The sequence below is a fragment of the Pseudomonas sp. NPDC096925 genome (assembly GCF_044762545.1).
Classification (GTDB): domain Bacteria; phylum Pseudomonadota; class Gammaproteobacteria; order Pseudomonadales; family Pseudomonadaceae; genus Aquipseudomonas.
This window is the reverse complement of record NZ_JBIWEM010000001.1, coordinates 1,138,585-1,160,490: the sequence shown is the minus strand read 5'-3', so window position 1 is coordinate 1,160,490 and position 21,906 is coordinate 1,138,585. Positions and strand designations below refer to the sequence as shown.

Annotated in this window: 18 protein-coding genes; 6 read left to right on the top strand and 12 right to left on the bottom strand. The window is 63.5% G+C overall.

What is annotated here, in order from left to right; genetic code table 11:
• Window positions 1-9: 9 nt before the first annotated feature.
• Both ACIQYU_RS05540 and ACIQYU_RS05535 read left to right on the top strand, forming a co-directional pair.
• Window positions 10-582 carry a CsiV family protein gene (locus ACIQYU_RS05540; protein ID WP_207831690.1) on the top strand — a complete coding sequence of 191 codons (573 nt, stop codon included), beginning with the start codon at window positions 10-12 and terminating at the stop codon, window positions 580-582.
• Between the two features lie 4 nt (window positions 583-586).
• A complete protein-coding gene (locus ACIQYU_RS05535; protein WP_233694885.1) occupies window positions 587-3,895 on the top strand; it encodes a DEAD/DEAH box helicase in 3,309 nt (1,102 codons plus the stop codon).
• A gap of 195 nt (window positions 3,896-4,090) precedes the next feature.
• Here ACIQYU_RS05535 and nagZ read toward each other — a convergent pair whose 3' ends face one another.
• From nagZ to ACIQYU_RS05520, 3 genes are read right to left on the bottom strand one after another with little or no spacing between them, the layout of a single operon-like run.
• Window positions 4,091-5,089, bottom strand: a complete 999-nt coding sequence (nagZ, locus tag ACIQYU_RS05530) for a beta-N-acetylhexosaminidase (protein WP_207831813.1) — start codon at window positions 5,087-5,089, stop codon at window positions 4,091-4,093.
• Window positions 5,090-5,111: 22 nt separating this feature from the next.
• Complete coding sequence (locus tag ACIQYU_RS05525; protein ID WP_207831694.1) at window positions 5,112-5,636, bottom strand: L,D-transpeptidase; 525 nt, start codon at window positions 5,634-5,636, stop codon at window positions 5,112-5,114.
• A 40-nt stretch (window positions 5,637-5,676) separates the two neighbouring features.
• Entirely contained in the window at window positions 5,677-6,390 is a 714-nt protein-coding gene (locus ACIQYU_RS05520; RefSeq protein WP_207831696.1) for a TetR/AcrR family transcriptional regulator, read from the bottom strand.
• A gap of 215 nt (window positions 6,391-6,605) precedes the next feature.
• On the opposite strand from ACIQYU_RS05520, the gene lexA reads away from it, so the two are divergent.
• Window positions 6,606-7,214 (top strand): transcriptional repressor LexA, encoded by a 609-nt coding sequence (lexA, locus tag ACIQYU_RS05515; protein ID WP_004376420.1) that lies wholly within the window; start codon window positions 6,606-6,608, stop codon window positions 7,212-7,214.
• 13 nt (window positions 7,215-7,227) lie between these two features.
• A complete protein-coding gene (gene sulA / locus ACIQYU_RS05510; RefSeq protein WP_207831698.1) occupies window positions 7,228-7,704 on the top strand; it encodes an SOS-induced cell division inhibitor SulA in 477 nt (158 codons plus the stop codon).
• Window positions 7,705-7,754: 50 nt separating this feature from the next.
• Here the strand turns inward: sulA and ACIQYU_RS05505 are convergent, their stop codons facing one another.
• The 7 genes from ACIQYU_RS05505 to ACIQYU_RS05475 form a co-directional block, all read right to left on the bottom strand.
• Window positions 7,755-7,988 (bottom strand): hypothetical protein, encoded by a 234-nt coding sequence (locus tag ACIQYU_RS05505; protein WP_085625656.1) that lies wholly within the window; start codon window positions 7,986-7,988, stop codon window positions 7,755-7,757.
• A gap of 50 nt (window positions 7,989-8,038) precedes the next feature.
• Window positions 8,039-8,554, bottom strand: a complete 516-nt coding sequence (locus ACIQYU_RS05500; protein WP_063913897.1) for a DUF6586 family protein — start codon at window positions 8,552-8,554, stop codon at window positions 8,039-8,041.
• 188 nt (window positions 8,555-8,742) lie between these two features.
• Window positions 8,743-11,352, bottom strand: a complete 2,610-nt coding sequence (gene topA, locus ACIQYU_RS05495; RefSeq protein WP_063913896.1) for a type I DNA topoisomerase — start codon at window positions 11,350-11,352, stop codon at window positions 8,743-8,745.
• A 100-nt stretch (window positions 11,353-11,452) separates the two neighbouring features.
• The gene (locus ACIQYU_RS05490; protein WP_023661154.1) at window positions 11,453-11,704 is read right to left on the bottom strand and encodes a DUF1653 domain-containing protein; all 252 of its coding nucleotides are present in this window, start codon (window positions 11,702-11,704) and stop codon (window positions 11,453-11,455) included.
• Between the two features lie 77 nt (window positions 11,705-11,781).
• Window positions 11,782-12,957, bottom strand: coding sequence for an acetyl-CoA C-acyltransferase FadA (fadA, locus tag ACIQYU_RS05485; RefSeq protein ID WP_013971712.1), 1,176 nt, complete (start codon window positions 12,955-12,957; stop codon window positions 11,782-11,784).
• 31 nt (window positions 12,958-12,988) lie between these two features.
• The gene (gene fadB / locus ACIQYU_RS05480) at window positions 12,989-15,136 is read right to left on the bottom strand and encodes a fatty acid oxidation complex subunit alpha FadB (protein ID WP_207831700.1); all 2,148 of its coding nucleotides are present in this window, start codon (window positions 15,134-15,136) and stop codon (window positions 12,989-12,991) included.
• A 611-nt stretch (window positions 15,137-15,747) separates the two neighbouring features.
• Window positions 15,748-16,185 carry a hypothetical protein gene (locus ACIQYU_RS05475; RefSeq protein ID WP_207831702.1) on the bottom strand — a complete coding sequence of 146 codons (438 nt, stop codon included), beginning with the start codon at window positions 16,183-16,185 and terminating at the stop codon, window positions 15,748-15,750.
• Window positions 16,186-16,295: 110 nt separating this feature from the next.
• Here ACIQYU_RS05475 and ACIQYU_RS05470 point away from each other — a divergent pair, with 110 nt between their 5' ends.
• Window positions 16,296-16,736, top strand: coding sequence for a universal stress protein (locus ACIQYU_RS05470; protein WP_056806485.1), 441 nt, complete (start codon window positions 16,296-16,298; stop codon window positions 16,734-16,736).
• Window positions 16,737-16,860: 124 nt separating this feature from the next.
• On the opposite strand, the gene ACIQYU_RS05465 is transcribed toward ACIQYU_RS05470, so the two are convergent.
• The gene (locus ACIQYU_RS05465) at window positions 16,861-18,789 is read right to left on the bottom strand and encodes an ATP-binding cassette domain-containing protein (protein WP_063913893.1); all 1,929 of its coding nucleotides are present in this window, start codon (window positions 18,787-18,789) and stop codon (window positions 16,861-16,863) included.
• Window positions 18,790-19,010: 221 nt separating this feature from the next.
• Between ACIQYU_RS05465 and ACIQYU_RS05460 the strand changes: the two genes are divergently transcribed.
• Window positions 19,011-20,936 (top strand): transglycosylase SLT domain-containing protein, encoded by a 1,926-nt coding sequence (locus tag ACIQYU_RS05460; RefSeq protein WP_207831703.1) that lies wholly within the window; start codon window positions 19,011-19,013, stop codon window positions 20,934-20,936.
• Between the two features lie 129 nt (window positions 20,937-21,065).
• On the opposite strand, the gene ACIQYU_RS05455 is transcribed toward ACIQYU_RS05460, so the two are convergent.
• A complete protein-coding gene (locus ACIQYU_RS05455) occupies window positions 21,066-21,869 on the bottom strand; it encodes an MOSC domain-containing protein (protein ID WP_333957626.1) in 804 nt (267 codons plus the stop codon).
• Between the last annotated feature and the right edge of the window lie 37 nt (window positions 21,870-21,906).

Below are 21,906 nucleotides of genomic sequence, written 5' to 3'. Positions count from 1 at the left end.
GGAAGACCCATGCGTGCCATCCGTTGCCTGACCCTGCTGCTGGCGTTGTTCGCCCCGGCCGCCTTCGCCGAAGGCCTGTATCAGGTAGAAATGATCCTGGTGCGGCAGAACAGCGTGCCCGCCTTCACCAGCCCGTTCGCCCCCGAAGACTGGAGCGCCGGCGCTCCACGCCTGGAGAAGGACGCCGAGCGCCGCCTGGCGCTGGAAGACGAAGCCACCCGCCTGGAAGCCACCGCCGACTACACCGTGCTGCTGCACAAGGCCTGGCAGCAGCACGTGGGCAGCGAGCCCAGCCGCATCGCCCTGGGCGAAGGCGCCGAGCAGTTCGGCCACTTCCCTATCGAAGGCAACCTGAGCATCGCCGAGGGCCGCTTCATCGCGGTCGAGGCCAACTTCTGGGTCAACCAGCTGGACGGCAACGGCAGCGTGCTGCAAAGCGAACAGTTCAAGCAGAGCAACAGCAACGTCAAGGGCGGCCAGCTGACCTTCCTCGACGGCGGGCACCTGGCGGTGCTGCTGAAGGTGACGCCACCGGGTACGCCGAAAATGCCGGTGATGGACCCGGAGATGATGGAGCAGTGATGCAATGAGTCGTGACGCTCTCCAGTTGCTGCGCGAGTACCCGAACTGGACCCAGTCGTTCACCGACCCGGTTCTGCAGCGCGGTGAGCGTTACGCCCGGGAAGACCGGGTAAAAATCGAAAAATGCAGTGGCCCGCTCATCGAAGCCACCTGCTGCGGAAGCGAAGGCAGCCCGTATCGCCAGAAGATCACGCTCAGCGCCATGGCTGGCCGCTGCCACGTACGCGGCCAGTGCAGCTGCCCCGTAGGACACAATTGCAAGCATTGCGCCGCTGCCTTGTTCGTTTTGAGCGAGCCGCAGGCCGCGTGGGACAATGGCGGTGAGACACTGCCGGCCAACCTCCAACGCTGGCTCAAGGGCCTGGAACAGCCAGCTCAGCAACCCGCCGAAGCGCAAGACAAACGCGGCCGCATGGTCTGCTATCAGCTCAGGCTGACCGACGAGCCTGGCTGCGCCTTGCGAGTGCGCAAAGGCATCCGCGAAGAAAACGGCATACGCTACAGCCGCGTGCAGTCACTGTATGAATTTCTGTACGAGCCCCCTCGCTTCGTCAGGGAAGAGGATATCCGCATCCTGCGCCTGCTTTCGGCCCTGAATCAGGTCGGCAGCCAGGACCGTGGTTACCAGCTCAAGGGCCGTGAAGGCGGCGAATTGTTCCAGCGCGCCCTGGATACCGGCCGCATGCTTTACGACGAATACAAGCCAATGCTGCGCGAGGGTGCGACGCTTGCGGCGGAATTCCGCTGGGTACGCCTGGACAACGGCCACTATCGCGGCATCTGGTATCACGGCGAAACGCCCCTGAACTGCGTGATTCCGCTACTGCCCCTTTATTATTTCAATTTCGCCACCAGTGAAGTGGGCAAGATCGAACACTCACTCGATTCACACATTGCCCTGCAACTGACAATCGCCCCCGATGTCCCGGAACACCTCGTAGTCCCCCTCAGCCACAAGCTCAACGCCTTGAACCACCAACTCCCGACGCCGACAACGCTGAACGAACAACTCATCGACGATCTACCACCCAGGCCGCACCTGACCCTCGGCAGCCTCGAATTCAGCGCCTACATGCCCAAGACCGGGCGGATGCAACGGCAGATGCAACACCGTGCAGCGCTGGCATTCGACTACGACGGGCTGCGCGCCAGCGGCAGCGACGACAAACCGCTGACCCGCCTGGTCGGCGACACCAGCCAGCGCATCCGCCGCCAGCCCCAGGCTGAGCAGGCGCTGCGCAAGGTGCTACGCGACCTCGGATTCAAGGCCGCGACCCGTCAGAGCAAGGCCCTGCCTGACAGCGCCGGCGAGATGCTCCAGCTGCCCGATGACGAAGCCTGGCTGCGCTTTGCCCGCGAAGGCCTGCCGCACCTGCGCGAAGCCGGTTGGGACATCGATATCCACCGCGACTTCGCCTTCAACCTGCAGGAGGTGGACGACTGGTACGCGACCATCGACGAAGCGCCCGGCCATGAATGGTTCGACCTGGAGCTGGGCATCGTGGTCGATGGCCAGCGTCACAGCCTGCTGCCGATCGTGCTGCAACTGCTGCGCAGCAACCCGGAACTGCTGCGCCCCAGCGAACTGGCCCGGCGCAGTGACGACGAGCACCTGCTGATCGACCTCAACCGCGGCCGCCTCGATGCCCCGGCCCTGCGCGTTGCCTTGCCCTATGGCCGTATCAAGGCAGTGATGGGCACCCTGGGCGAGCTGTACCTGCACGAAGACGCCGCAGGCCCGTCCCTGCGCCTGGACCGTGCCGATGCCGCACGCCTGAACGACATCGAAGGCCTGCCCCTGCACTGGGAGGGTGGCGAGCATGTGCGCGACCTGGGCCGCCGCCTGCGCGATGCCCGAGACCTGCAGGTAGAACCGCCGACGGGGCTACAGGCCAGCCTGCGCCCGTACCAGCAACAAGGCCTGAACTGGCTGCAGGCGCTGCGCGAGATGGGTACTGGCGGCATCCTTGGCGACGACATGGGCCTGGGCAAGACCCTGCAGGCCTTGGCACACCTGCTGCTGGAGAAACAGGCCGGGCGCCTGAACGCACCGGCCCTGGCGGTAATGCCGACCAGCCTGGTGCCCAACTGGCTGGACGAAGCCCAGCGCTTCGCCCCCGAGCTGCGCGTGCTGGCCCTGCAAGGCCCGGGGCGCAGCAAGCATTTCACCAAGCTGCACGAATACGACCTGGTCCTGACCACCTACGCCCTGGTGCCGCGCGACCTCGAGCACCTGCGCGCCCAGGCCTGGCATGTGCTGGTGCTGGACGAGGCGCAGAACATCAAGAGCAGCACCAGCAAGGCCGCCCTCGCCGTCTGCGAGCTGCAGGCCAATCAGCGCGTCTGCCTGACCGGCACGCCAATGGAAAACAACCTGGGCGAGCTGTGGTCGATTTTCCACTTCCTCATGCCTGGCTGGCTGGGTGACCTGAAGCGCTTCAACCAGGACTACCGCACACCGATCGAGCGCCACGGCGACAGCGAGCGCATGGCCCACCTGGCCAGCCGCATCCGCCCGTTCCTGCTGCGCCGCACCAAGGAACAGGTGGCCACCGAGCTGCCGGCCAAGACCGAGATGGTGCACTGGGTCGAGCTCAGCGATGCCCAGCGTGACACCTACGAGGCCGTGCGGGTGGCCATGGACAAGAAAGTCCGCGATGAAATCGCCCGCAATGGCGCTGCGCGCAGCCAGATCATCATCCTCGACGCGTTGCTCAAGCTGCGCCAGGTCTGCTGCGACTTGCGCCTGGTCAAGGGAGTGGAAAGCAAAGGCAACCAGGCCGACAAGGGCAAACTGGGCGCGCTGCTGGAAATGCTCGAAGAGCTGCTCAGCGAAGGGCGCCGGGTGCTTTTGTTCTCGCAGTTCACCTCGATGCTGGCGTTGATCGAGCAAGAGCTGGAGAAACGCAAGATCCGCTACAGCCTGCTGACCGGCGACACCCGCGACCGGCGTACACCGGTGCAACAGTTCCAGCAGGGGGATAGCGAAGTGTTCCTGATCAGCCTCAAGGCGGGCGGCGTGGGCTTGAACCTGACGGCCGCAGACACGGTGATCCACTTCGACCCTTGGTGGAACCCGGCCAGCGAGAACCAGGCTACCGACCGCGCCTACCGCATAGGCCAGGACAAGCCGGTGTTCGTGTTCAAGCTGATCACCCGGGGGACGGTGGAAGAAAAGATCCAGCTGTTGCAGCAGGAGAAGGCAGCGCTGGCAGCGAGCCTGCTCGATGGCGGGCAGGCCGGGCAATGGCGGCTGGGGGATGAAGAGATCGAAGCGCTGTTTGCGCCGCTGCCCGGGAAGCGCGGGCGGTAGGCCAGAATCGTCTGCTGCCTGTACCGGCCTCTTCGCGGGCGTGCCCGCTCCCACAGGGATATCAGTGCCCTCAAGGGCGGTGCCGTACCTGTGGGAGCGGGTTCACCCGCGAAGAGGCCAGCACAGGTACAACACCAATATCAAACCAGCGCCGCACCTGTGGGAGCGGGCGCGCCCGCGAAGAGGCCGGCGCGGTCAATCGACCAACTGCGCCTCCCGCAACGCCCCCAACGCCTCCAGCCACCGTGGCTGCTGGCGATAATCCGTCCGCGCAAACCCTTGCCCGCGCATCCGGGCAATCCGTGGCGACGGCTTGACCTTCATCCGCTGCGCCGCACTCAACGCCAGCTCCGCCGCCGCCCGGTCATTGCACACCAGGCCCATGTCACAACCGGCGCTCAACGCCGCCTCGATGCGGCTGGCCGCGTCCCCGACCACATGCGCGCCGGCCATCGACAAATCGTCACTGAAAATAACCCCGTCGAAACCCAGCTCGCCACGCAGGATGTCCTGCAACCAGCGCCGCGAGAAGCCAGCCGGCTGGTTATCGACCTGCGGGTAGATGACATGCGCCGGCATCACCGCCGCCAGCTGCCCGCTCAGGCGGCTGAACGGCACCAGGTCGGCCTGGCGCAGCTGCTCGAGGCTGCGCTCATCGGTGGGGATGGCCACATGCGAGTCCGCTTCGGCCCAGCCATGCCCCGGGAAGTGCTTGCCACAGGCCGCCATGCCCGCCGCATTCATGCCACGGATGAACGCGCCAGCCAGTTGCGTGGCGCGCAACGGGTCACCCTCGAAGGCACGGCTGCCAACCACGGCGCTGCGCTGGTGGTCCAGGTCGAGTACCGGGGCAAAGCTGAGGTCCAGGCCAACTGCCAGCACCTCGGTCGCCATCAACCAACCACACTGCTCGGCCAGGTACTCGGCGTTGTCATTGTCGGCCAGCGCACGCATGGCCGGCAGGCGCACAAAGCCCTGGCGCAAGCGCTGCACGCGGCCGCCCTCCTGGTCCACCGCCAGGATCAGGTCGGGGCGGATGGCGCGGATCGATGCGCACAGCTCACGCACCTGGCGCGGGCTGTCGATGTTGCGGGCAAAGATGATCAGGCCGGCCACTTCAGGCTGGCGCAGCAGGTGACGGTCTTCGGCGGTCAGCCATTTACCGGCGATATCCACCATCAGGGAGCCTTGCAGGCTGACAGTCATGGGTAATCCTTCATTGAAGACTGAGAGAAGCCCACTGGGGGCAGGCGGCCTGCTCGATGCGTACCGGGCAATGTGCCGGCACCTGCTCGAACAGGCTTAGCAAATCGGTGTTGCGCAGGCGTATGCAACCATGGGACAGCGCTACGCCCATGGGTTCCGTATCCGGAGTGCCGTGCAAGTAGATATAACGGCGAAAGGTGTCAACAGCGCCCAGGCGGTTGATACCCGGCTCACAGCCACTGAGCCAGAGGATGCGGGTAAGGATCCAGTCCCGGCCGGGATATTGCGCATGCAAGGCTGGCGACCACACCTCGCCGGTCCAGCGCCGCCCGGCCAATACCGCATTCAGCGGCAGGCCCGCACCGACCTTCGCCCGCACCTGGTGCAAGCCACACGGCGTGCAACCCGAGCCGTTGCGCTCGCCGGCACCGTTGCGCGCCGTGGAAACCGGCAGGCGCACGCGCAGCTGGCCATGGGCAAAGCCATAAAGGCGCTGGTCGGCGAGGGAAATGTGCAGGAAGTCGAGGTCAGGCATGAGCGCTAGCTTAGCCGAAGCGCCCCGCCCCGCCCAGCCTTCAGGCCTTGGCGGTGGTGGCGCTTGCGCTGGTCTTGATGCGCGGGCGCAGCTGCGCGGTGGCCATGGCGTCGTCGGTAACACCGCTATCGGCTCGCATGCCTGCAGCCAGGAACGGCACCATCAGGCGCATCACCTGCTCGATCGAGGTGTTGATGCCGAAATCGGTCTCGGCAATTGCCCGCAGGGCCTTGATGCCAGACATGCTGAAGGCGGCAGCACCGAGCATGAAGTGCACGCGCCAGAACAGTTCCAGCGGCGGGATGCGCGGCGCGGCCTCGTTGACCAGCAGCATGTAGCGGCGGAACACCTTGCCATACATGTCTTCCAGGTAACGCCGCAGGTGGCCCTGGCTCTGGCTGAAGGCCAGGCCCAGCAGGCGCATGAAGATCGACAGGTCGTTGTTGCTGCGCGGCTGCACAGCCAACGCCTGCTCTACCAGCATTTCCAGCAGTTCTTCGAGGCTGGGCTTTTGCTCCGGCTTGGCCTGGCGCCGCTCCAGCTCACGTTCGAGGCTGGCGCAGAACGGCCCGAGGAAGCGCGAGAACACCGCCTGGATCAGGGCCTTCTTGGAGCCGAAGTGATAGTTGACCGCCGCCAGGTTGACCCCGGCCTTGCTGGTAATCAGCCGCAACGAGGTTTCTGCGAACCCCCTTTCCGCGAACAGCTGCTCGGCAGCATCGAGAATGCGTTCAACGGTTTCCGATTGGGCCATGACTACTCCGACTACTCCGCCAGACAAACAGGTGTTTGAAACATACGTTTCAGCCCTGCTTCTGTCAAGGCTCGGTGACCGGTCGGTCGCCATTTAAAAGCGCCAGGCGGGCTGCTGCAAGCGCCATTCCTGCTGTTTATTGCAGGTTTTGGCTTGCAGCGCATCCAGTACTGTATATAATTCCAGTCACTGTACAAAAAGACAGAGCGCTCATCATGTTGAAACTGACGCCACGCCAAGCCGAAATTCTCGCGTTCATCAAGCGCTGCCTGGAAGACAACGGCTTCCCGCCGACGCGCGCCGAGATCGCTCAGGAGCTGGGCTTCAAGTCGCCCAACGCCGCCGAGGAACACCTCAAGGCCCTCGCCCGCAAGGGGGCGATCGAGATGACCCCGGGCGCCTCCCGTGGCATTCGCATCCCCGGCCTGGAAGCCAAGGCCGAAGAAAGCGGCCTGCCCATCATCGGCCGGGTTGCCGCCGGTGCACCGATCCTTGCCGAACAGCACATCGAGCAATCCTGCAACATCAACCCCGACTTCTTCCACCCCCAGGCCGACTACCTGCTGCGCGTACACGGCATGAGCATGAAGGACGTCGGCATCTTCGATGGCGACCTGCTGGCAGTACATACCTGTCGCGAAGCCCGCAACGGCCAGATCGTCGTGGCCCGTATCGGCGATGAAGTCACCGTCAAGCGCTTCAAACGCGAAGGCAGCAAAGTCTGGCTGCTTGCCGAGAACCCCGAATTCGCCCCTATCGAAGTTGACCTGAAAGAACAGGAACTGGTGATCGAGGGCTTGAGCGTCGGCGTCATTCGCCGCTGATCCAGGAGGCGTCATGCAGCAGTTCATTCACGCACCCGAGCAAGCCCAGTTGCCATTGTTCGAAGCATTCCTCGCCCAGCCCGTACTGCCTGGCCTGAAAGTCAGCGAAGTGGCGCGCAAGAGCAACCAGCCCGAGCTGTTCAGCGAACTGTCGCTACGTGGAGCCCCCGGGCACTGCCAAAGCCTGCTGGCACCGGTGCTGCGCGAACTGAGCGAAGAGGACGAGACCCGCTGGCTGACCCTGATCGCCCCGCCGTCGAGCCTGACCCAGGCCTGGCTGCGCGATGCCGGGCTCAACCGTGAACGTATCCTGCTGCTGCAACCTCGCGGCAATCAAAGCCCGCTTCAACTGGCCTGCGAAGCCTTGCGCCTGGGCCTCAGCCACACCGTGGTCAGCTGGCTGGGCAACGTCAACGCCACTGCACGCCAGCAATTGCTGCGCGCTGCCAGTGCCGGAAACGCACAAAGCCTGAACATCCGCCTCGGCTGATGTTCAGGCTTCGCCTGTCACTGCATAAAGCCTGATGCCCCTGCTGCACCTCAGTGCAGCACGCGTGGCCCTTCGTCATGCTCAAGCTCGCCATCCATCAGGCGACCGGCCATCTGTACACCCACACTGAGCATGGCCTTGGCCACCTCCACATGCTGGCCCTGCAGGAACGCCTTGGCGTCTTCCGAGAAATCCAGGGTTACCAGAGAGCCCTCATCCTCGGCGCGACGCAGTTCGATGCGGCCATCAGGCAACTCGACAATTTCCAGAAACGACGTAGACATAAATGGCAGTTCTCCGCGAAAGGCCGACATTGTACCAGCCGTAGCTGCTATCAGCACTCACTCAACGCGTCACGGAAACGTCTCACCAGGCCCTTGAGGTTGTTGCGCCAGCTTTCCAGTTCGGCACGCGACAACGCCGGATGCTCGGGCTCATCGAGATTGACGGCCTGGATCAGTGGCTGGGTGACGTCGGTTTTCGGCGCTTTTTTCGCGACCGGTGGTCGGAACAAATCGGCATAAGCACCGAGCATTTGCGCCAACCAGGTTTCGCGCTGGCGGGCCAGCTCCAGCAGTTCGGCCACTTCCGGAATAGCGATGCCGTTCAGGGCGTCGTCAGCCAGTGCTTGCTCAACCGTTGCAACCACAGGCAGGCGGTAGAAGCCACCAATTTCATGACACAGGCCCAGCAGTGCGCCGTACAGGTGGAACAGCGCCGACTCGCGTTCGGCCTGGACCAGGCCTTGGGCATTCATGGCCTGGCTTTGTTCGGCCTTGGCCATGGATTCCAGGGCGAGGCCAGCAAAGAACAGTTTCTGGTTGGTGCGGGTGTAGAGTTCCTGGGCCATTTCTGTGCCCTCCCATGAGGCTGCAAGGCGGATAGCTGCATCATAAATGATTGGGGCCGCTTTGCGCCCCTTCGCGGGCTTGCCCGCTCCCACAGGAATTGCATCAAGCCCAAGGCCTGCGCTGTACCTGTAGGAGCGGGCAAGCCCGCGAAGGGGCGCGAAGCGGCCCCAATTACAGCACTGACAGATCAGCGCTTGTCTTCAACCTTCCACGCATTGCCGTCGTAGAACGCCTTCCAGCCGGTCGGCTTGCCATCAACCTCGGACTGCACGTACTGCTCCTTGGTCTTGCGGCTGTAACGGATCACCGCCGGGCGGCCATCCGGGTCTTTCTGCGGCGCATCGCACAGGAAGTGGTACTTCGGGTCGATCTCATGCTTGTGCGGCACGATCTCCAGCACCAGCGGCGCACGGGTTTCGCGGTTCTTGGGGAACTGGCTGGCGGCCAGGAACAACCCCGAAGCGCCATCACGCAGCACGTAGGTATCGTCGACCTTCTCGCACTTGAGCTCCGGCATGTCCACCTTGTCCATCTTCGGTGGCGCCGCCTCGCCGCTCTTGAGCAGCTTGCGGGTGTTCTTGCACGCCGGGTTGGTGCAACCGAAGAACTTGCCGAAGCGGCCAGTCTTCAACTGCATCTCGCTGCCGCACTTGTCGCACTCCAGGCTCGGCCCTTCGTAGCCCTTGATGCGGTAGTTGCCTTCCTCGATCTCGTAGCCGGTGCAATCCGGGTTGTTACCGCAAATGTGCAGCTTGTGCTTCTCGTCCAGCAGGTAGGCATCCATCGCCGTGGCGCAGATAGGGCAGCGGTGCTTGCCCAGAAGCACGCGGGATTCCGATTCACCCTCGTCGTCGGCGGCAATCTCGTCGCCCGGCACCAGGTTGACGGTGGCCTTGCAGCGCTCTTTTGGCGGCAGGCTATAGCCCGAGCAGCCGAGGAACACGCCGGTAGAGGCGGTGCGGATCATCATCGGCCGGCCACATTCCTTGCACGGAATGTTGGTCATGGTCGGTTGGTTGGCGCGCATGCCGTCTTCGCTGGACTCGGCGGTCTGCAGCTTTTTGCTGAAGTCGCCGTAGAATTCGTCGAGCACGTTCTTCCAGTCACGCTCGCCCTGGGCCACGTCGTCGAGGTTCTCTTCCATGTCGGCGGTAAAGCCGTAGTCCATCAGGTTGGAGAAGCTCTCGGACAGGCGCTCGGTGACGATATCGCCCATCTTCTCGGAATAGAAGCGGCGGTTGTGCAGGGTCACATAGCCTCTGTCCTGAATGGTCGAGATGATCGCCGCATAGGTCGACGGGCGGCCGATGCCGCGCTTTTCCATTTCCTTGACCAGGCTGGCTTCGGTGAAGCGCGCCGGTGGCTTGGTGAAGTGCTGGCTCGGGTCGATCTGGATCAGCTTCAGCGCTTCGCCCTGGACCATTTCCGGCAACACGTCGTCTTCGCCCGGCTTGCTCTGCTGCGGCAGCACACGGGTGTAACCGTCGAACTTGAGGATGCGGCCCTTGGCACGCAGCTCGAAATCGCCCGCAGCCACGGTGACGCTGGTGGATAGGTACTGCGCTGGCGGCATCTGGCAGGCCAGGAACTGGCGCCAGATCAGCTCGTACAGGCGCTCGGCGTCGCGCTCCATGCCACTGAGCTTGGTCGGGTGGGTGTTCACGTCAGAAGGACGAATCGCTTCGTGCGCCTCCTGGGCGCCCTCCTTGCTGCCGTACACCAGCGGTGCCTCGGGCAGGTACTGCTTGCCGAACTCACGCTCGATGTAGCTGCGTGCCATGTCCAGGGCGTCGGCCGACAGGTTGGTCGAGTCGGTACGCATGTAGGTGATGTAACCCGCTTCGTACAAACGCTGAGCCATCATCATGGTTTTCTTCACACCGAAGCCCAGGCGGTTGCTGGCCGCCTGCTGCAGGGTGGAGGTAATGAACGGTGCCGACGGCTTGCTGCTGGTCGGGCGATCTTCGCGCTTGACCACGCTGTAGCTGGAAGCCTTGAGCTTCTCCAGCGCTGCCATGGCCTGCGCTTCGTTCAACGGCTTGAAGGCCTCACCCTTTTCGCGCGCCACTTCGAAACGCACCTTGGCGTTCTTGGCGGTGCCGAGGTCGGCGTGGATTTCCCAGTACTCTTCCGGGATGAACGCACGGATTTCACGTTCGCGCTCCACTACCAGCTTCACCGCTACCGACTGTACACGGCCGGCGGACAGGCCACGGGCAATCTTGGCCCACAGCAGCGGCGAAACCATGTAGCCGACCACGCGGTCGAGGAAGCGTCGTGCCTGCTGGGCGTTGACCCGGTCGATATCCAGCTCGCCTGGCTGCGAGAAGGCATCCTGGATGGCCTTCTTGGTAATTTCGTTGAACACCACGCGCTTGTAGCGGGTGTCGTCGCCGCCGATGGCCTCGCGCAGGTGCCAGGCAATGGCCTCCCCTTCGCGGTCCAAGTCGGTTGCGAGATAGATGGTGTCGGCATCCTTGGCCAGGCGGCGCAGTTCTTCGATCACCTTTTCCTTGCCAGGCAGGATCTCGTACTTGGCCTTCCAGCCATGATCGGGGTCGACGCCCATGCGTGCCACCAGCTGGCGGCGGGCCTTTTCCTTCGGCGACAGGGCCGGAGCCTCACCCGCGGCCTTGCCACGCTTGGCGGCCGGCTCTTTGCTGGCGCTGGCCGAACCGCTGGTGGGGAGGTCTCGGATATGGCCGATACTCGACTTCACCACGTACTGGTTGCCCAGGTACTTGTTGATGGTCTTGGCCTTGGCCGGGGATTCCACAATGACCAGCGATTTGCCCATGGATCGGAGTATTCCTGAATCTGAAGATAAAAAACGCGTCAGGTGCCAGACGCGGCACCGCTATATATAGTGGCAAAAGTGTGAGGTCAAGTTCGGACTATCACTCGTGCGACTTGCCCAGCAACCCGGGCAGCCCCTCTTCGGCCTTGACCAAAGCAAAGCGTGGCACCTGCTCGCCGTCAACCTCGACGGACTCCTGGAACATGGAAAGTGGCCGTACCCAGAAGCTGTAATCACCATACAGGCATTGGTAGAACACCATCCACTCTTCGCTCTCGGAATGCCGTGCAACACTGAAGACACGGTACTCAGGCCCTTTGTAATGCCGGTATACGCCTGGTTGTATCTGCATGTTGCCCACCCTCTTGACTAAAACCTGTAAAAAACAAAACCGGGGCGCAAGGCCCCGGTCGCTGTCCCGCTACGCGATCAGACGCGTTCGAAGACAGTGGTGATACCTTGGCCGAGGCCGACGCACATGGTCGCCACCCCCAGAGTGCCGCCATTCTGCTTCATGACGTTGAGCAGGGTGCCGGAAATCCGGGCCCCGGAGCAACCGAACGGGTGGCCCAAGGCAATAGCGCCGCCGTGCAGGTTAACCTTCTCATCCATCTTGTCGAGCACTTTCAAGTCCTTCAGCACTGGCAAGGCCTGTGCGGCAAAGGCTTCGTTGAGCTCGATGAAGTCGATGTCGGCCATGGTCAGGCCGGCACGCTTGAGGGCTTTCTGGGTCGACGGCACCGGGCCATAGCCCATGATCGCCGGGTCGACACCGGCCACCGCCATGGAGCGGATGACCGCCAATGGCTGGATCCCCAGGTCCATGGCGCGCTGGCCGGACATGACGATCATGCATGACGCACCGTCGGTGATCTGCGACGAAGTACCGGCAGTGACGGTACCGCCTTTCGGGTTGAACGCCGGCTTCAGCGACGCCAGGCCTTCGAGGGTGGTTTCCGGGCGAATGGTTTCGTCGAAATCGAACACCTTCAGGAAACCGTTCTCGTCATAGCCCTGCATCGGGATGATTTCGTCCTTGAACTTGCCTTCGACCGTGGCCTTGTGGGCCAGCTGGTGCGAACGCAGGCCGAACAGGTCCTGCTGCTCACGGGTGATGCCGTGCATCTTGCCGAGCATTTCCGCGGTCAGGCCCATCATCCCGGAAGCCTTGGCGGCATGCAAGGACAGGTGCGGGTTGGGGTCGACGCCATGCATCATGCTGACGTGGCCCATGTGCTCCACGCCGCCGACCACGAACACATCACCGTTGCCGGTCATGATCGCCTGAGCGGCGGTGTGCAGCGCGCTCATCGACGAGCCGCACAGGCGGCTGACGGTCTGCGCTGCGGAGGTATGCGGGATCTGGGTCATCAACGAGGCCATGCGGGCGATGTTCCAGCCCTGCTCGAGGGTCTGGTTGACGCAGCCCCAGATCACATCCTCGACCTCTTTCGGGTCGACCTTGTCGTTGCGCTCCAGCAGCTTGCTGATCAGGTGCGCCGACATGTCTTCGGCGCGGGTATTGCGGTGCATGCCACCCTTGGAGCGGCCCATCGGCGTGCGACCGAAGTCGACAATCACCACGTCTCTTGGATTCAGGCTCATATCAAATCTCTCGCTCTAGCTCGTTGACCGCTCAGTTGAAGAAGCGCTGGCCGTTCTTGGCCATTTCACGCAGCTTGGCGGTCGGGTGGTACAGCGGCCCCAGGTCGGCGTACTGATCGGCCAGGGCAACGAATTCAGCCACACCGATCGAGTCGATGTAGCGCAGCGCACCACCGCGGAAGGGAGGGAAACCAATGCCGTAGACCAGGCCCATGTCGGCTTCGGCGGCAGTTTCGACAATGCCGTCTTCCAGGCAGCGCACGGTCTCCAGGCACAGCGGGACCATCATCCAGTTGATGATGTCTTCGTCGGTGACTTCACGCTGTTCGAAGACGATCGGCTTGAGCACGTCGAGCACGCTGGCGTCGGCGACCTTCTTCGGCTTGCCGCGCTTGTCGGTTTCGTAGGCGTAGAAGCCCTTGCCGTTCTTCTGGCCCAGGCGGTTGGCCTCGTACAGTGCGTCAACGGCCGAGCGGCGCTCGTCCTTCATGCGGTCCGGGAAGCCTTCGGCCATCACATCGCGGCCGTGGTGGCCGGTGTCGATGCCGACCACGTCCATCAGGTACGCCGGGCCCATCGGCCAGCCGAACTTTTCCATGACCTTGTCGATACGCACGAAGTCGACACCGGCGCTGACCAGCTTGGCAAAGCCGCCGAAGTACGGGAACAGCACGCGGTTGACCAAAAAGCCCGGGCAGTCGTTGACCACGATCGGGTTCTTGCCCATTTTCTTGGCGTAGGCCACGGTGGTGGCGACCGCCACTTCACTGGACTTCTCGCCACGGATGACTTCCACCAGCGGCATCATGTGCACCGGGTTGAAGAAGTGCATGCCGACGAAGTTTTCCGGGCGCTTGAGCGCCTTGGCCAGCAGGTTGATGGAGATGGTCGAGGTGTTGGAAGCGAGGATCGCATCGTCCTTCACCTGGCCTTCCACTTCGGCCAGCACGGCCTGCTTGACTTTCGGGTTCTCGACCACGGCCTCGACGACGATGTCGACATTGGCGAAATCGCCATAGGACAGGGTCGGGCGAATGGCGTTGAGTGCCTCGGCCATCTTGGCCGGGGTCAGGCGGCCCTTCTCGACGCGGTTGCCGAGCAGCTTGGAGGCCTCGTTCAGGCCCAGCTGGATGGCTTCCTCGCGGATGTCCTTCATCAGGATCGGGGTGCCCTTGACCGCCGACTGGTAGGCGATGCCGCCACCCATGATGCCGGCGCCGAGCACGGCGGCCTGCTTCACGTCGTGGGCGATTTCGTCATGCGCCTTGGCCTTGCGCTTGAGTTCCTGGTCGTTGAGGAACAGGCCGATCAGGCTTTCGGCAACCGAAGTCCTGGCCAGCTTGGCGAAGCCTGCGGCTTCGACTTCCAGGGCCTTGTCACGGCCGAAGTTGGCGGCCTTCTGAATGGTCTTGATGGCTTCGACCGGGGCCGGGTAGTTCGGGCCGGCCTGGCCGGCGACGAAGCCCTTGGCGGTCTCGAAGGCCATCATCTGCTCGATGGCGTTGAGCTTGAGCTTTTCCAGCTTGGGCTGGCGCTTGGCCTTGTAGTCCAGCTCGCCACTGATGGCGCGCTTGACCAGGTCAAGGGCACCGGCCATCAGCAGTTCCGGCGCGACCACGGCATCGACGGCACCCACCTTCAGGGCGTCTTCGGCACGGTTTTCCTTGCCGGCGGCAATCCACTCGATGGCATTGTCCGAACCGATCAGGCGCGGCAGGCGCACGGTACCGCCGAAGCCCGGGTAGATACCCAGCTTGACTTCCGGCAGGCCGATCTTGGCGCTGCTGGACATGACCCGGTAGTCGGCGGCCAGGCACATTTCCAGCCCGCCGCCCAGAGCGATGCCGTTGATGGCGGCGACGGTCGGCACTTCGAGGTCTTCGAAGGCGTTGAAGATGCGGTTGGCTTCCAGGTTGCCGGCGACCAGTTCGGCCTCGGGCAGCTTGAAGTTGTCGACGAACTCGGTGATGTCGGCGCCGACGATGAACACGTCCTTGCCACTGCTGACGATCACGCCCTTGACCGAGGCGTCGGCCTGGATGGCATCGACGGCCTGGCGCAGCTCGTTCAGGGTCAGGCGGTTGAACTTGTTGACGGACTCACCCTTGAGGTCGAACTTGAGCTCGACGATGCCACTTTCAAGAGCCTTAACCGTGATGGCTTTACCTTCGTAAATCATCAACTGATCTCCACGATATGGAAGCTGAACTGTACACGCCGATCGCTGCAGCAAAAGCAGGTTTAGCTGCCCTGCCCCAGGCACACCCGTCAGCGCGCTAGTCGGAAGTATGGCTTGGCGTCATGACATACAAACGCTCAATTCATACGCCCGTTTGATTTGGGTGTGCACACATTCTCCGAAAAGATCGGCGTTGTCAAATGCTCGCAAGCAAGGTGAAAACACGACTTTCCGGTCATTTTGTAGCGTCCAGGTACTAAACATGCTGACGGTGATTGCTGACTATTCATGTCGGAGATTGACCATCAACCGCAGGAAAATGCTTAAGCTTTTGCCTTGCGCGGCGACTTCGAACGGCTACACTGGCACTTGCTTGAATGCATACCCGGCCTGCCTGGCCTTTTCTGCGCAGCAGAACGCAAAGCGGCGACTTGGCACCCCACCCCTTCAGGGTTCTGCCAAGCCGCCGCTTTGTCGTTCATAGCTATTGAAACCTCCGCATTCCCTGTGGGAGCGGGCGTGCCCGCGAAGAATTCAACGCGGTGGCTGGCACCGGCTGCGCCGGTGTTCGCGGGCATGCCCGCTCCCACAATGACCGTGCCAGACAGGTATCAGGCGAGTGCTTCGAGGACGTAGGCAACATCCTGCAATACACCCGTATCGCCCCGCTCGGTCCAGTAAAGCGCGATCATCCGGGCATCGGCCTCGACCTTGTAGACACTTGCCGGCAAGCGCGCCAGGGGCTCCATGAAGCGCGGGTCCTCGCAGGGTTCACGCCACTGGTTCAACCACACCCCCGGGGTGATCTGCCAGAAACTGAAGCTATCCTCATGCCCGCGACGACGTGCCCGATGGTATTGCGGGCACGGGCTTGGCGGCTCCTTTTCCAGCCAGTGCGGCCACTGCTGCGGCGCCAGCTGCATGGCCAGGCCCATGCGCCGCGCCTCCAGGCGCAGCTTCATCTGCTCGCTCTGCTTGCGCGAGGTGCGCAGCCAGGAAAGCGGGCTGAGAATCAGCGCAAGGATTGACACCACCAGCAATACCGTCATATCAGTAGTTCCCATAAAACGTTGCAAATGAGCTGGTTAGCCATTTTTCACGGAAGACCCGCCCGAAAGCGACCATACTTCTTCTATCGCGATTGTCAGGAGTTCCGCTCATGCAATACGAACATTTGTTGGTCGCCGTCGACCTGACCGAAGAATGCGACCCGGTGATCAAACGTGCCATGGCGCTCGCCGCGCCGTCGAATGCCAAGGTTTCGCTGGTACACATCGTCGAGCCGATGGCCATGGCGTTCGGCGGTGACGTGCCGATGGACCTGTCGCAGCTGCAACAGCAGCAGTTCGACCAGGCCAAGGAGCGCATGGAGCGCCTGTTCAACAAATACCCGGACATCCACCGCGGCGACTCGCACCTGACCTATGGCCAGCCGCGCCAGGAAATCCACCAGCTGGCCAAGGACCAGAAGTGCGACCTGATCGTGGTCGGCAGCCATGGCCGTCACGGCCTGGCGTTGCTGCTGGGCTCCACGGCCAATGACGTGCTGCATGGCGCGCCGTGCGATGTACTGGCGGTGCGGTTGCAGAAGAAGGAATGATTCAACCGGGCCGGCCTCTTCGCGGGTGAACCCGCTCCCACAGGGACCGCGCCGCTGCTGAATGCGGTGCAGTACCTGTGGGAGCGGGTTCACCCGCGAAGAGGCCGGATCAGGCTAACGCCAATCAGCCTTCCAGCTCGGCCCAGCGCTCTACCAATACATCCAGCTCGCCCTGCAGCTTCTCGATTTTCGCCAGCACCGCCGAGGTTTCCGCAATCGGCCGCTGATAGAAGCCCGCCGCATTCACTTCTTCCTGGGCCTCGGCCATGCGCTGCTCCAACTCGTCAATCTGCCCCGGCAGCATTTCCAGCTCACGCTGCAGCTTGTAGCTGAGCTTCTTCTTCGAACCATCGGCCACCGCTGCAACAGGCGCAGGCGCTGGCTTGGCCTCGACCTTTTCAACCACCGCGCTGTTGAGCTCGGACTTGCCGCCCTTGCTCTCGGTCACGCCCAGCAGCTTCGGCGAGCCACCCTGGCGAATCCAGTCCTCGTAACCACCGACGTACTCACGCACCTTGCCCTCGCCTTCGAACACCAGGGTGCTGGTGACGACGTTGTCGAGGAAGGCCCGGTCGTGGCTGACCATCAGCACGGTGCCCTTGTAGTTGGACAGCACCTCCTCGAGCAGTTCGAGGGTTTCCACGTCCAGGTCGTTGGTCGGTTCGTCAAGCACCAGCAGGTTGGCCGGTTTGCTGAACAGCTTGGCCAGCAACAGCCGTGCACGCTCGCCACCCGACAGCGCCTTGACCGGCGTGCGGGCACGCTGAGGGCTGAACAGGAAGTCGCCCAGGTAGCTCAACACGTGGCGGTTCTGGCCGTCGATCTCGATGAAATCGCGGCCTTCGGCCAGGTTGTCGATAACGGTCTTTTCCAGGTCGAGCTGGTGGCGCATCTGGTCGAAATAGGCCACCTCCAGCTTGGTGCCGCGCTCGACCTTGCCTGCGGTCGGCTCCAGGTCGCCGAGCATCAGCTTGAGCAGGGTGGTCTTGCCAGTACCGTTGGCGCCCAGCAGGCCGATGCGGTCCTCACGTTGCAGGACCATGGAGAAGTCCTTGACCAGTACAGGCCCTTCGGGGTGATGGAAGCTGACATTCTCCAGCACCATCACCTGCTTGCCGGACTTTTCCGCCGCCTCGATCTGGATGTTGGCCTTGCCCTGGCGCTCGCGGCGTTCGCTGCGCTCCACGCGCAGGGCCTTCAGCGCGCGCACGCGCCCTTCGTTGCGGGTACGGCGGGCCTTGATGCCCTGGCGGATCCACACTTCTTCCTGGGCCAGGCGCTTGTCGAACAGCGCGTTGGCGGTTTCCTCGGCGGCCAGCGCGGCCTCCTTGTGCACCAGGAAGCTGGCATAGTCGCCGTTCCAGTCGATCAGGCCGCCGCGGTCCAGTTCGAGGATGCGGGTGGCCAGGTTCTGCAGGAAGGAACGGTCGTGGGTGATGAACAGCACCGCGCCGTTGAAGCCGCGCAGGGCCTCTTCGAGCCAGGCGATGGCACCGATGTCCAGGTGGTTGGTCGGCTCGTCGAGCAGCAGCAGGTCGGGCTCCGACACCAGCGCCTGGGCCAGCAGCACGCGGCGGCGCCAGCCACCGGACAGCTCGGCCAGGGTCTTGTCGGCCGGCAGCTGCAGGCGGCTGAGGGTGCTTTCCACCACCTGCTGCAGGCGCCAGCCGTCACGGGCTTCCAGCTCGTGCTGGACGTGCATGAGTTTTTCCAGGTCTTCATCGCCCTGGATGTTCAGGCTCAGGTGGTGGAACTGCGCCAGCAACTCGCCCACGCCGTCCAGGCCTGCGGCCACCACATCGAACACCGTGCGCTCGTCGGCCACCGGCAGCTCCTGTGGCAGCTCGCCGATCTTCAGGCCCGGGGCACGCCAGATTTCGCCGTCATCGCCCTTCTGCTCGCCCTTGACCAGGCGCAGCATGCTCGACTTGCCGGTGCCGTTGCGGCCGATGATGCACACCCGCTCGCCACGAGCGATCTGCCAGGACACGTTGTCCAGCAGCGGCATGGCGCCGAATGCGAGGGACACATCGCTGAATTTGAGCAGGGTCATGTTGGTCTCCATAAATCGGGCGCGCATTCTACCTGACTTGGCCCCCGACGGCATCCGCCTGGCCACCCGGCGAGGGTATTGCGACATCTGGTCGAACTTAATATCCCGATACAAGCACAGTGCTTTCACCCGCCGCCGGCAAACAGCTAAGCTAAGGCAATAGCTTCCAACAGTGCTGGCTCCGCCGTCACTTTCCCATGGTTCAACTGCCCGGACGTATCATGCGCAGCCGCCTGTTACATATTGCTTCCTGCCTGCTGCTTACCGCCGCCACCTGCGCGGCGCAGGCCGCCGACCTTACCCTGCAACGCCAGTACTATGACGAAGCCAAGCGCGCGCTGGCCAAAGGCGACAAAGGCCCGTACCTGCGCTATGCCCAGGCCCTCAGCGACTACCCGCTGACGCCCTACCTGGCCTACGACGAGCTCACCGCCCGCCTGAAAACCGCCAGCAACCAGGAAATCGAAGGCTTCCTCGCCAAGCATGGCGACCTGCCCCAGGCCAACTGGATGAAACTGCGCTGGTTGCGCTGGCTGGCCGAGCGCGGCGAATGGAACACTTTCGTCAAGTACTACGACCCCAAGCTCAACTTCACCGAACTGGACTGCCTCAACGGCCAGTACCAGCTCAGCCACGGCCTGCGCGCCGAGGGCTACGCCACGGCCGACAAACTGTGGAACGTCGGCAAGTCGCAGCCGGCCACCTGCGACACGCTGTTCGGCATGTGGGCGGCCGAAGGCCAGCTGACCGAGGCCAAGCGCTGGCAACGCACCAAACTGGCGGCCCAGGCGCGCAACTACAGCCTGGCCAACAACCTGGTCAACACCCTGACTACGCTCGGCCCGCAGGGGCGCCTGCTGGTCGATGTGGCGCAGAAGCCCGAGCTGCTCAACCAGCCGTCGCGTTTCACCCCGGTCAACGAAGCCATGTCCGACGTGGTCAGCCTCGGCCTGCGCCGCCTGGCCCGGCAGGACCCGGAGCGGGCCATGGCGCTGCTCGACGACTACGCCCAGCGCATGCACTTTTCCCGTGACGAGAAGGTGGCCATCGCCCGCGAAATCGGCCTGACCCTGGCGCGCCGCTACGACCCGCGCGCGCTCGACCTGATGACCCGCTACGACCCCGAGCTGCGTGACAACACCGTCAGCGAATGGCGCCTGCGCCTTCTGCTGCGCCTGGGCCGCTGGGAAGACGCCTACGAGCTGACCCGCCGCCTGCCCCAGGACCTGGCCAGCAGCAGCCGCTGGAAGTACTGGCAGGCGCGCAGCCTGGAGCTGGCGCAGCCGAACAACCCGCAGATCCCGCTGCTGTACAAGACCGTGGCGCGTGAGCGTGACTTTTACGGCTTCCTCGCCGCCGACCGGGCACAGACGCCTTACCAGTTGAACAACAAGCCGCTGGTACTCAGCCCGCAGCTGGTCAACAAGGTACGCAACACCCCGGGCATCCGCCGTGCCCTGGAGTTCCACGCCCGTGGCCAGATCGTCGAAGGCCGCCGCGAGTGGTACCACGTCAGCCGCCACTTCAGCCGCGACGAAATGGTCGCCCAGGCGCGCCTGGGCTACGACCTGCGCTGGTACTTCCCGGCCATTCGCACCATCAGCCAGGCGCAGTACTGGGACGACCTGGACATCCGCTTCCCGATGGCCCACCGCGACACCCTGGTGCGCGAGGCCAAGGTCCGCGGCCTGCATTCGAGCTGGGTATTTGCCATCACTCGTCAGGAAAGTGCCTTCATGGAAGATGCCCGTTCGCCGGTGGGCGCCAGCGGCCTGATGCAGCTGATGCCGGCCACGGCCAAGGAAACCGCCCGCAAGTTCAGCATTCCGCTGGCGTCACCGGCGCAGGTGCTCAACCCGGACAAGAACATCCAGCTGGGCGCTGCCTACCTGAGCCAGGTGCACAGCCAGTTCAACGGCAACCGGGTGCTGGCTTCAGCGGCCTACAACGCCGGGCCGGGGCGTGTGCGCCAGTGGCTGAAAGGCGCCAAGCACCTGAGCTTCGATGTGTGGGTGGAGTCGATCCCGTTCGACGAAACGCGCCAGTACGTGCAGAACGTGCTGTCGTATTCGGTGATCTACGGGCAGAAACTGAACTCGCCGCAGCCGCTGGTGGATTGGCATGAGCGGTACTTCGATGACATGTGATTGTTGCTGAGCCTGTGCCGGCCTCTTCGCGGGCTTGCCCGCTCCCACAGGTATTGCACCACTCCTGAATGCGGTGCAGTACCTGTGGGAGCGGGTTTACCCGCGAAGAGGCCGGCACAGGCAACACAGCTACTCCAGAATTTCGACCTGCATCCCTGCCTCCAGCCACCCACTACCATCCACCGCCAGGTTCTGCCCGAACAGCACATCCCCCTCCTTCTCGCGGAAAGTCCTGAGCGTGGCCATCGGCTCGCGATCCTCACTGCGCTCGCCGGTAGCCGGGTCGATGGTGGTAAAGATGCAGCGCACACTGGGCTTGAGCACGCGAAACTCCAGGCTGCCGATACGAATCCGCTTCCAGCCATCCTCGGCAAACGGTTCCGCGCCCCGCACCACCAGGTTGGGCCGGAAGCGCAGCATCTCCATGGGCCGGCCGATACGCCGGTTGAGCTCGTCCAGCGAACCCTGGCCGATCAGCAACAAGGGGAAGCCGTCCGGAAACGCCGCCCGGTCACTGTTGAGGCCATAGCCATTGGGCAGATAACGCGCGCGCTGCTCCGGGCAATGCACCAGGCGCACGGCCTTGCCCAACAGCTCGCTCAGCCAGGCCGCCGCCGCATCGCCCGCATCCGGCACGCGCAGGGTATCGCGCCAGATGGTCACGCCGCGCAGGGCGTCATCGGCAGGTGGCACAGGCACCCGCAACGGTGCCTGCCCAGGTGTTTCCAGCAGCAACTGGCCGTGATCATCATCGCTCGCCTTGATCAGGCCAAGCCGTGGCCAGGCGCGCTGGGTCAGGAAGCGTCCGTTTTCTTCCTCCACCACCATCCAGCGCCGGTCGCCCTGCAACCCTAGCAAACCCACCGGTGAAGCTTGCAGGCTTTGCGCCTGCCCCGACTTCACCGGGTACCGATACAGCTCACTGAGAAACATCCCTGCCGCCTCGCGCCATGCCAAAACGCCAAGCTTA

Bases quoted from the DNA above. Each gene is read 5' to 3' on its own strand.
- ACIQYU_RS05465 (WP_063913893.1), bottom strand. From the start codon at position 18,789: ATGACCCTGCTCAAATTCAGCGATGTGTCCCTCGCATTCGGCGCCATG.
- topA (WP_063913896.1), bottom strand. From the start codon at position 11,352: ATGGGCAAATCGCTGGTCATTGTGGAATCCCCGGCCAAGGCCAAGACC.
- ACIQYU_RS05475 (WP_207831702.1), bottom strand. From the start codon at position 16,185: ATGACGGTATTGCTGGTGGTGTCAATCCTTGCGCTGATTCTCAGCCCG.
- ACIQYU_RS05535 (WP_233694885.1), top strand. From the start codon at position 587: ATGAGTCGTGACGCTCTCCAGTTGCTGCGCGAGTACCCGAACTGGACC.
- ACIQYU_RS05460 (WP_207831703.1), top strand. From the start codon at position 19,011: ATGCGCAGCCGCCTGTTACATATTGCTTCCTGCCTGCTGCTTACCGCC.
- ACIQYU_RS05500 (WP_063913897.1), bottom strand. From the start codon at position 8,554: ATGGCCCAGGAACTCTACACCCGCACCAACCAGAAACTGTTCTTTGCT.
- fadB (WP_207831700.1), bottom strand. From the start codon at position 15,136: ATGATTTACGAAGGTAAAGCCATCACGGTTAAGGCTCTTGAAAGTGGC.
- ACIQYU_RS05490 (WP_023661154.1), bottom strand. From the start codon at position 11,704: ATGCAGATACAACCAGGCGTATACCGGCATTACAAAGGGCCTGAGTAC.
- ACIQYU_RS05525 (WP_207831694.1), bottom strand. From the start codon at position 5,636: ATGCCTGACCTCGACTTCCTGCACATTTCCCTCGCCGACCAGCGCCTT.
- fadA (WP_013971712.1), bottom strand. From the start codon at position 12,957: ATGAGCCTGAATCCAAGAGACGTGGTGATTGTCGACTTCGGTCGCACG.
- ACIQYU_RS05470 (WP_056806485.1), top strand. From the start codon at position 16,296: ATGCAATACGAACATTTGTTGGTCGCCGTCGACCTGACCGAAGAATGC.
- sulA (WP_207831698.1), top strand. From the start codon at position 7,228: ATGCAGCAGTTCATTCACGCACCCGAGCAAGCCCAGTTGCCATTGTTC.
- ACIQYU_RS05540 (WP_207831690.1), top strand. From the start codon at position 10: ATGCGTGCCATCCGTTGCCTGACCCTGCTGCTGGCGTTGTTCGCCCCG.
- ACIQYU_RS05455 (WP_333957626.1), bottom strand. From the start codon at position 21,869: ATGTTTCTCAGTGAGCTGTATCGGTACCCGGTGAAGTCGGGGCAGGCG.
- lexA (WP_004376420.1), top strand. From the start codon at position 6,606: ATGTTGAAACTGACGCCACGCCAAGCCGAAATTCTCGCGTTCATCAAG.
- ACIQYU_RS05505 (WP_085625656.1), bottom strand. From the start codon at position 7,988: ATGTCTACGTCGTTTCTGGAAATTGTCGAGTTGCCTGATGGCCGCATC.
- ACIQYU_RS05520 (WP_207831696.1), bottom strand. From the start codon at position 6,390: ATGGCCCAATCGGAAACCGTTGAACGCATTCTCGATGCTGCCGAGCAG.